The organism is Pseudomonas sp. LS-2 (assembly GCF_003605735.1).
Lineage (GTDB): Bacteria > Pseudomonadota > Gammaproteobacteria > Pseudomonadales > Pseudomonadaceae > Aquipseudomonas.
On record NZ_QXTJ01000004.1, the window covers coordinates 74818 to 84498 of the forward strand.

A 9681-nucleotide genomic window follows, 5' to 3' on the forward strand; every position below is an offset into this window, starting at 1 on the left:
TCACCGAATATAAAATGGACAGGTACAGCTCCGCCGACGAGTCGGAGTTTGATGGGAGGACTTTATGCAAACGCAGTTATCAGAGGGATTGCTGGAACATTACAATTACGTAATCTGGAAAAATAGGAATCTTCTTGAATTACAATTAGTTTCGATACTAATCAAAGCTCATGTCTGAAATGAATTGCAATACCTAGACTCTTGCACTCATAGCAGAAATTTGTACGCCACAAATCGATTGTGACAGTGATGCGACAGATTGTCGCCTCTCAGGGTTAATCGAGGTATTTCGGCAGTATGCGCTTGACCCTGTAGCTACTACAGGGACGAAAATTGGCTTCATATCCAAGGGGTTGTGAAAAATTCGTTCGGAAAAATTGTGAAAAAATGGTTATCCCGATCAAGAATTCAGGCAACTGCCATCCATCAAAAAAGGAACTCCTGCCATGCGAATCCTTGTCGTCGAGGACGAGCTTAAAACTGCCGAATATATGCATCAAGGCCTTACGGAAAGTGGTTACGTTGTTGATATAGCCAATACGGGCCTTGATGGCCTATACCTGGCTAAACACCAAGGCTACGACATCGTAATCCTAGATGTAAATTTACCTGAAATGGAGGGCTGGGAAGTACTTTCCAAGTTGCGAGAAATAAATAATACCCGCGTTATGATGGTTACTGCTCGCGGGCGTCTTGATGAAAAAGTTCGTGGACTTGAGATGGGAGCTGACGACTACCTGGTAAAGCCATTCGAGTTTCCTGAGCTTTTGGCCAGGGTTCGGGCGCTGATGCGCCGGACTGAGCAGGCCGGCTTGCCAGACGTACTCAGAGTCGGTGACCTGGAGCTTGACCAAGGTCGGCACCGAGCATTTCGGGGTAACCAACGCATCGACCTCACGACGAAAGAATTTGCTCTGCTACACCTGTTGATGCGCCACAGCGGTGAGGTTATGTCGCGAACCCAAATCATCTCCCTCGTTTGGGACATGAATTTTGACTGCGACACGAACGTGGTCGAGGTGTCCATCAGACGCTTGAGGGCCAAGATTGATGATCCCTTCGACCAGAAGCTGATTCATACTCTGCGTGGTGTCGGGTACGTGTTGGAAGTCCGCGAATGAGGTCTGCGCGGCTATCCGTGAAGCTCGGCATTACCGTTACCGCGATGTGTGCGGTGCTGGTACTGGTAATGGCGACATTCGCTTTAGCTTCCATTTGGCGACAGCTCGACATCCAAGCAAAGGATGGACTGGAAGAGAAGTTGTCGCAGGTTGAGCATAGTCTCGCGGAGGGCTCATCCTCGATTGCCGACATCGTCCTTCACCCCCATAACCTGCGAGATCAAATTATCGGTCACGACAATCTGACGCTCACCATCATGGACTCAAGTATTCCTCGAAAACGCCTACTAAGACTTGGAGAAGGAGAAGGAGAAGGAGACGAGGTAGAACAGCCTGTGCCGAAGATCAACACGAGCGCTTTGGAATTCAAAGAGATTAACTCGGCGGAAGGCTTCGAGACGCTCATGGCTTACAAGCTCATCCGGCTCAAGAATGATCAGCAGATACTGGTGATTCTCACGCTCGACAGGAGAAGCGATTACACATTGCTGAAGGCGTATGTGAAATCCACCCTTATCGCTCTCCCTTTAATTTTGCTGCTAGTAGGTGGATGCGCTTGGTGGGTAGTACATCGTGGCTTGAAGCCTTTGCGAGCATTCCGCCGCGTAGCAGAGAGTATTTCCGCTAGAGACCTATCGCATCGAATGAAAGTCCAAGGGCTCCCCGAGGAACTGAGTGATCTAGCCCACGCCGTAAACTTCATGCTCCATAGGCTGGACGGAGACGTGCAGCAACTGGCGCAGTTCTCGGATGATTTGGCACACGAGCTGCGTTCGCCCATGAACAACTTGATGGGAACAGCGCAGGTTACGCTCTCGAGAGAAAGGCCCCCGCATGAATACAAGCAGGTGCTGGAGTCCTGTACTGAAGAACTTGAGCGCTTGTCACGAATGGTGTCTCAAATGCTTTTTCTGGCAAGCGTGAGCCAGCCTTCAGCGCCCCTGACATTCAGCAGCGTCGATCTTCAGGATGAGGCCTATAAGGTCTCGGAGCTATTCGCAATTGCTGCTGAGGAGAAGAAGATGTCGGTGGAGGTGTCCGGCGAAGGCAAAGTTCTCGGGGACAAGCTGATGATTCAGCGCGCGATCTCGAACTTACTCTCCAACGCAATCAGGCATGGATCGCCCGGAAGCATCGTGACACTTGGTCTCTCCACATTGGCCGACGAAGTGATACTGGCGGTCAGCAACGTCGGCGAAGGCATTGAAGCAGAACATTTGCCACGATTGTTTGACCGGTTCTACAGAGTTCACCCCAGCCGCTCTCGCCAACAAGGAGGTGCCGGTCTTGGCCTGGCTATCGTTCGTTCCATTATGAGCCTACATGAAGGTCGGGTTACGGCCAGAAGTGAGCTGGGACGAATCACCACCTTCAGTCTGATCTTTCCGAAAGCCACCTGAAGCTGAACGTCTCTGGATCAGTTGAGGTTTCGACCTACCAATACCCAGTGCTACTGCATCGGGTTTCTCATTTGAAGCCCCACGCATTCGGTTACACATTCAGTTTGCGTCAAGCAGCAGATTGCGCTGAGGCTACAACCACGCTTATCAGCTACTCCATCCTAGGTGAGATTCAAATCATGTCCACGCCGACACGACGCGCCGTAAATACCTTGGCAGCAATCGCAGGCATCAGTCTGTATACGCTCGCGCAAGCCGCCACGACGTCCATAGACGTCTACAGAGATCCAAACTGCGGCTGTTGTACCAAGTGGATCAGCTACCTGAAGGACAATGGATATGAGGTAGTGGATCACTTGGAAAACAACATGAGTGCAGTGAAAGAAAAGCTAGGCGTTCCAGCACAACTGGGGTCATGCCACACCGGCGTTGTTAACGGGAAATTTGTAGAGGGACATGTCCCCGTCGAGCAAATCGCTGAGCTCAGTACGAGGCCAGACTTGAAAGGTGTTGCGGCACCGGGCATGCCACAAGGTTCACCAGGGATGGAGTCGGGTACGCGTAGGAGCGCGCACCAAATTATTGGAGTCACCAACACTGGAGATCAGACTATTTTGGCAGACTTCCCAGCTCGATAGCCTTCAGGGGTGCGACGCCATCGTGAGATTATAACCGGAATGGATTAATCGAATACGCCGGCAGCCATAAAGCCCCGCCGGCGAATGCTGCTAAGGTGCTTTCCCGCAAGGGTCTTAATCGAAGAGATCCTGTAAAAATGATTTCTTGCGATAGGGTTGTCCTTGGTGCCCGGTCTGATAGCCGTCCCGCCATCCGCCAGAATGATTCGACTGCACTTCGGAGTGCCCGCCGTGTTTGCTCCCGTGCTTACTGCCATGCTTATCACCTTGGTGACCGCTGGAAGGCTGTGAGCAGACTACATCTGCTGGAGGTGGCGGTTCCTGATGAGAAGCCTGAGTAAATCCAGCAGGTAGAAACCGTGACTCCTGCTGCTGGCTCCTTTCGATGATTTTGTCGAGCTCGCCACGGTCAAGCCAAACGCCCCTGCACTGAGGGCAGTAGTCGATCTCAACGTTCTGGCGCTCGGTCATAATCAGTGAGATGTCTTTGCAAACGGGGCATTGCATGGTCTCTTCCTTCTGAATTTGAATGACTAAATAGCGGCTGTCGTTTCAACGGCGCAGTAGCCTTAAGCCGTTGAAGACGACGAGCAAGCTCGCCCCCATGTCGGCAAAAACGGCCATCCACAGAGTCGCAAACCCCGAGAATGCCAATGCCAAAAACACAATCTTTATGCCCAGCGCCAAGGTAATGTTCTGCTTCAAGATGGAGGCAGAACGACGGCTCAAGCTGATGAAGTCTGCGATTTTGCGCGGATCGTCATCCATGATCGCTACGTCAGCTGTCTCCAGCGCTGTTGCAGTCCCGGCAGCCCCCATCGCGAAACCAATGTCGGACTGTGCAAGGGCGGGAGCATCGTTCACTCCATCACCCACCATCCCCACATTGCCGTACATGGTCTTCAACTCAGCCACGGCAGTTTGCTTGTCCTCGGGCATTAAATTTCCGCGTGCATCCGCAATGCCTAGCTGACCAGCAATCGTTTTGGCAGTGGCAGGGTTGTCACCTGTCAACATGACCGGCGTCACACTCAATGCCTTCAACGCCGCAATCGCTTGAAGGCTCTCAGGCCGGACAGCGTCCGCAACCGCGAAGATTGCTACTGGGCCGGCGCTGCTGCACAACACGATCACTGTCTTGCCTGCGCCCTCAAGCTTTGAAAGCTTGGCTTCCAATTCTGCTGAACACATGCCTAGCTCTTCCACTAAGCGATGGTTGCCCAAGTGCCACACTTCATCGTTAACCTTACCTTTGACACCCCGCCCATTGAGGACACTGAAGTCACTGACGGACATGGCTTGTATTGCTGGTTGCTGCGAGTTCCACCCTGCGACCAAAGCCTTCGCCACTGGATGCGTACTCTGTTCATCCAGGCTCGCGGCAATCAGGAGTGCGGTTTCAATCGGCAGTTCACCCAGCGACTCGGAGTCAGTTAGAACTGGTTTGCCTTGAGTCAACGTGCCGGTTTTATCGAGGGCTACCACCTTCAACAACCTGCCACTTTCAAGGTAGGCACCGCCCTTGATCAGGATCCCCTGCTTCGCGGCAGATGCGAGGCCGCTTACCACTGTCACGGGGGTTGAAACAACAAGCGCACAAGGGCAGGCAATAACGAGCAAGACCAGCGCCTGGTAGAGCCATTCACTCCACGTTCCACCGAACAATATTGGGCCAAGGGTCGCAACAAGCAGGGCCACTAAGACAACAACAGGAGTGTAGTAGCGCGCAAATTGATCGACGAACCTCTGCGTAGGCGCCCGCTGTGACTGAGCGTTCTGAATGGCTGCTGCGATGCGAGCCAGCGTACTTTCTCCAGCAACGGCAGTCACGCTGGCCTCAACCACGCCGTCGGTAACGATACTGCCCGCATAGAGCTGATCACCCACGACCTTATCTACCGGCAAGCTTTCACCGGTGATTGGCGCTTGATCCAGGGCCGCTCGGCCAGAGGTTACCGTCGCATCCAGAGGCACTCTCGACCCAGTACGAATACGGATTTGACTGCCCCGCGCCACACCTTCGACTGGTTGTTCCTTCCAGCCGCTGTCACTCATTACCTCAGCAGTTTCAGGCGCAAGGGCAGTCAGCGACTTAATCGCGTTGCGGGCGCGCTCAAGAGATAAAGCTTCAATGGCTTCGGCAACCGCGAAGAGGAAGACCACCATCGCAGCTTCCGGCCACTTGCCAATTACCGCAGCGCCCAAGACAGCCAGCGACATCAAGAAATAGATGTTCAGCGTGAAGTTCTTCACGGCGATCCACCCCTTTTTCAGGGTAGGTAGACCAGCAGTTAGAATGGACAGCACAGCCAAGACCACGACCGGCCAAGACCCTTCCTGCCCGGTCGTCCAGGCGATTACTTCAGCGGCAACGGCAGCTAGGCCACTGACTGCCAGCAACCCTTTCAGACGTTTGGTAAGCGCTGGTGGGACTGCCTTTGGAGGTGCGCCAGCCTCGATGAGGGTCGGCCCCATATCGAGAGCATTCAAGGCGGCAACAATTGCTTCCGGATCATCCAAACGGTGATGCACCGTAAGCTCACGATCCAACAGGTTGAAATCGAGTCGAGCAACTCCAGGCATCGGCTCCAGGCGGTTCCGGATCAGCCGCTCCTCAGTAGGGCAGTCCATCTTGTCGATGCGATACCGAACTTGGGCCGTCCCTTCAGGGCCTGGCATAGCTGCGCGTGAAGTCGCTTCGCCGACAGTGCTGGCTTTGCTTGAGCAGCACGCATCCACATTGGCGTGAGCCGCAGAGCCATGGTCATGTCCGTGATCGTGATCGTGATCGTCTGCACCGTGGTCATGATCATGCTGAGCCGACTTGGGATCGGACGCCTGAGAATCATGCGAACCGCATGCATGCGATTCCTCGCTGCCTAAGCTCTCGGCGTGATCATGACCGTGCTCAGCTTGGTGAGCCCGAGATTGAATCTGTTTGACGAACACCTCCCGGGGGTCAGCAGAGCAGCAATCGTCTGACTTCGGGACAAAGTGAAATTTGGCTTTGGACTGGTTTTCTTGACTCATGACGCGTCTACCCATAAGGACATAGCGCCATTCAACAGCCTGTAGTAACTACAGGGTCAAGCGAAGGATTTGAAGTTTTTCAGATTGAGGTAAGGACACGGGTTGAGTCGATGTCCCCATGCGTGGGCTATTGAGGAATGGATGCAGGGATAAATCAGGCGGCCAAAGTAGGCAGCGCCTCGACTGCTCCGTCAGCTCTCACCTTGGGAGTCATGCATATCGAGCAGGCCATCAATCTTCTGATGGAGCCTATGGGACAACGTCTGGAATAAGCCGTCAGAACGGTCTTCGACACCATTCATCTGCGTCGGCTGTATACCTATCCAGGCACAGACCGCTACGGCAGCCGACAGGGTCAAAAGCAGAGCTGTCCAGCTAGCCACTCGGCGCAGTCTCACCAATAAATCCTCCTCGACCATTTTGTTACAAGTCTTTTCAGCATCATGTTGTAGATGCTAAATACGATCCCCGGCGACGGCGGCATACCCCTAAAGTAAAAACCCCGCCATGTTCGGCGGGGTCTTATCTATCAATCACCCTTCTTGTGCTTATGCACGTCCAGGTCGGGATGCTTAGGCTTGTTCTCGGGGGTTACACGGCGACGCTGGTCTGTCTTGCCGGTTGATTCGGCAATTGGCTTGGGCCCAGGTTTGATGGCCATAGAGCTTGCTCCTTCAGTTGATAGGGATATGCCTTTGCAAACGACTGCCGTGTAAGCGTTCGCTCAGTACGGTCACGAGATTGAGGGCACCCAAACACTGTAGCTTGATATTTTTATGCCAGCAGTGGTGTACCACTTTATTCTGACTCTGCAGATCATCATCTCGGTATTTTGAGACTTCCCCCCGCAGTGGGGCTGCGGTATATGGCTTTACGTGCGCCAGATCAATGCAGGAATTGCCCGGATGTAAATTAGCTCGCTGACCAATTCAACCAGTGTTTGAGTGATGACAGCTGCCGCAGCTAGCCCTCTGATTTCTTCGGGTAAGGCAAGTGCCAAGGGGAGAACCACCAACGAGTTCCGAGTCGAGCTACTGAACGCCACTGATCTTGCAGTGATAGCCGGCAATTTGAATGCACGCGCAATCAGCGCACCAACCAATGGTGCCAAGAGCATGAAGCCCAAATAGACAGGAATGACGGGCAGCAGCCTGTCCATGTCTCTAACCACCGCTGAATCTGGGAACCGATCACCACGACCAACACAGCCGCCATAGCCGGTACAGGCATCCAAGCCCAAGCGTTGTTCCAACCCTCAACGACGCGTGACCTTTTTGCACCGGCAGCTGTTGTTACCGCCAAGACCAAGGGCAAAGCGATCAGTACTAGGAAAGCTTCTACAAATGGGCCGACAGATATCACCACTGCCGAGTCATTGCCCAGCATGAACGCCAGATACAGGGGCAGCAGCACAAGCTGTAGCAAGAGTAGCAATGGCGTTGCCGCCAAAGTCAGTTTGGAGTCGCCTTTGCCGATATGGGTAAATACCACCACATAGTCGATGCAAGGCGTCAGCAAGACCAGCAGTGCGCCCACCAAAATCGCCGGCTGATCCATTAGGCCCGCCGTCAACGCCCAAACCAACAGGGGGATGGCGACGAAGTTGGCTGTCAGTAGCGCCGTCATGAAACGCTTGTTTGCAAGCCCATCACGGAGGAATGGAATCTGTAGAAACATGGCGTACATCAGCACAGCGATGGCTGGTGTGACCAACGCACCTAACGCTTGAGAGGCATCAGGTGCGAGCAGACCTCCTATTGCCGCGACGATCACCGCGACGAAGTAAACGGGAATCTGGTTCTTCTCTAGCTGTTCTCTGTGCACGAAATGCCCTTGCTACGCGTGAAATCAATTTTCGATTGAGCAGGTTAATATCTGTAGCTACTACAGGTTCAAGAAAATGCTTGGGGAATTCGCATGTCAGGAATTGGGGCGTTGTCTAAATCAACGGGTTGCCACATTGAGACGATTCGCTACTACGAGAAAATAGGCCTTTTATCTCCGGCCCTGCGGTCGACCGGCAGGCACCGAATCTACACAGAGAAGCACCGTTCAAGACTCGTGTTCATCCGTCAGAATCGTGAGTTAGGCTTTCCCCTCGACGATATACGAGAACTCATCGCGCTCGCAGCAGATGCTGATCGTCCGTGTGCTGAAGCACTGTCCGTGGTCAAGAAACACTTGGCAGAAGTAGAGTCTAAGGTCGCTAAGCTGCAGCAGATCCGGGGAGAACTGCTTTCCATGGCTGGCACGTGTGAATCAACTTGCTTGGGTTCAAACACCCCAGATTGCACGATTGTAGAGTCCTTGTTCGAACCCGCTGCCGGGACGCGCTCCGGTTGCTGCTCCTAGGCGAATCAAGACGCGTGGGGAAGAAAGCTGCCATCGAGACCGAATAACGCGAAAGTCTCAAAGGTATATCGAGCGTCCGCATAGCAAAGAGGGATTCTGAAGAGACAAACCGACACGATGAACCGTGCCGGTTTTTGATCACCGCAGGCTCATTTCCTTATAGAAATAATTGTGGCTTTGCCACCCTCTAGGCGAAAGGAAAACGAGACGCGATCTCCGGCTGCCAGCCCTGTCAACTGATCCTCTGTCGCGGAAAAAGCCATAGTCATCGGTGGCCATCGCACTGATGGAACAGCGCCATGGGCAATGGTCACGGTATGCTTCGTAGGATCGATAACCTTGATCGTTCCGTCGGCGGTGGCTACTGGAGCCTGCTTTGTTTCTTGCTTCATTTCCACACCCTCCATTTTCATGCCCGGCATGTCCTCTGCCAGGGCAGAAAAAGACAGCGTAAGTACGGTGCTAGCAGCTGCAATCAGGGTCAGTTTCATACGACTTTTCCTTGAGGGAGGTTGGGTTCATCTTGGAGGTGACGGCGACGCATCAGGCGATACGCTGCCGGAATGACAAACAGGGACAGCAAGGGTGCCGTGACCATGCCGCCGACCATGGGTGCGGCAATGCGGCTCATGACTTCGCTTCCGGTGCCGCTGCCCAGCAGGATGGGTAACAGACCGGCAATGATCACGGCCACGGTCATGGCCTTGGGTCGAACGCGCTGCACAGCGCCTTCACGAATCGCCGCCACCAGCCCGCGCTCAGTGCTGTCGCCGAGGTCTTCACGCTCGGCCCAGGCGTTTTTCAGGTAGAGCAGCATAATCACACCGAACTCGGCAGAAACCCCGGCCAAGGCGATAAAGCCAACTCCGGTGGCGACCGACAGGTTAAATCCCAGCAGGTAGAGGAACCATGCTCCGCCCGTTAGTGCGAACGGCAGAGTGGCCATGATCAGTAAGGCCTCATCGAAGCGGGCGAAAGTCAGGTAGAGCAGCACGAAGATGATCAACAGGGTGGCAGGCACCACCAACTTGAGTCGTGCGTTGGCCCGTTCCAGAAATTCGAACTGCCCTGAGTAACTCAGACTCATACCGGGCTGCAACTTGACCTGCTCATTGACGACCCGGCGTAGATCGGCGACCA

At 53.8% G+C, this 9681-nt stretch carries 8 protein-coding genes and 2 pseudogenes; 4 read left to right on the forward strand and 6 right to left on the reverse strand.

What is annotated here, in order from left to right; genetic code table 11:
* The first annotated feature begins 446 nt into the window (after window positions 1–446).
* The 3 genes from D3M70_RS03935 to D3M70_RS34025 all read left to right on the forward strand — a co-directional run bounded on the left by D3M70_RS03935 (window position 447) and on the right by D3M70_RS34025 (window position 3159).
* Window positions 447–1121, forward strand: coding sequence for a heavy metal response regulator transcription factor (locus D3M70_RS03935; RefSeq protein ID WP_120124516.1), 675 nt, complete (start codon window positions 447–449; stop codon window positions 1119–1121).
* Entirely contained in the window at window positions 1118–2521 is a 1404-nt protein-coding gene (locus D3M70_RS03940) for a heavy metal sensor histidine kinase (protein WP_120124518.1), read from the forward strand. Before D3M70_RS03935 ends, D3M70_RS03940 begins: the two co-directional genes overlap by 4 nt.
* Before the next feature lie 368 nt (window positions 2522–2889).
* Window positions 2890–3159 carry a DUF411 domain-containing protein gene (locus D3M70_RS34025; RefSeq protein ID WP_375232918.1) on the forward strand — a complete coding sequence of 90 codons (270 nt, stop codon included), beginning with the start codon at window positions 2890–2892 and terminating at the stop codon, window positions 3157–3159.
* Between the two features lie 114 nt (window positions 3160–3273).
* Here D3M70_RS34025 and D3M70_RS03950 read toward each other — a convergent pair whose 3' ends face one another.
* From D3M70_RS03950 to D3M70_RS03965, 4 genes and pseudogenes are all read right to left on the reverse strand, one after another.
* Window positions 3274–3666 carry a zf-TFIIB domain-containing protein gene (locus tag D3M70_RS03950; RefSeq protein ID WP_062384611.1) on the reverse strand — a complete coding sequence of 131 codons (393 nt, stop codon included), beginning with the start codon at window positions 3664–3666 and terminating at the stop codon, window positions 3274–3276.
* Window positions 3667–3711: 45 nt separating this feature from the next.
* Window positions 3712–6189 (reverse strand): heavy metal translocating P-type ATPase, encoded by a 2478-nt coding sequence (locus D3M70_RS03955; protein ID WP_256659692.1) that lies wholly within the window; start codon window positions 6187–6189, stop codon window positions 3712–3714.
* Window positions 6190–6718: 529 nt separating this feature from the next.
* The gene (locus D3M70_RS32600; protein ID WP_024073362.1) at window positions 6719–6850 is read right to left on the reverse strand and encodes a hypothetical protein; all 132 of its coding nucleotides are present in this window, start codon (window positions 6848–6850) and stop codon (window positions 6719–6721) included.
* 210 nt (window positions 6851–7060) lie between these two features.
* Window positions 7061–8013: pseudogene (locus tag D3M70_RS03965) on the reverse strand (arsenic resistance protein).
* A gap of 93 nt (window positions 8014–8106) precedes the next feature.
* On the opposite strand from D3M70_RS03965, the gene D3M70_RS03970 reads away from it, so the two are divergent.
* Complete coding sequence (locus tag D3M70_RS03970) at window positions 8107–8541, forward strand: helix-turn-helix domain-containing protein (RefSeq protein WP_120124521.1); 435 nt, start codon at window positions 8107–8109, stop codon at window positions 8539–8541.
* A 149-nt stretch (window positions 8542–8690) separates the two neighbouring features.
* Here D3M70_RS03970 and D3M70_RS03975 read toward each other — a convergent pair whose 3' ends face one another.
* Both D3M70_RS03975 and D3M70_RS32605 read right to left on the reverse strand, forming a co-directional pair.
* Window positions 8691–9032, reverse strand: a complete 342-nt coding sequence (locus tag D3M70_RS03975) for a copper-binding protein (RefSeq protein ID WP_120124523.1) — start codon at window positions 9030–9032, stop codon at window positions 8691–8693.
* Window positions 9029–9681 (reverse strand): annotated as a pseudogene (locus D3M70_RS32605) (efflux RND transporter permease subunit); the annotation flags it as partial. The gene D3M70_RS03975 and the pseudogene D3M70_RS32605, both read right to left, overlap by 4 nt.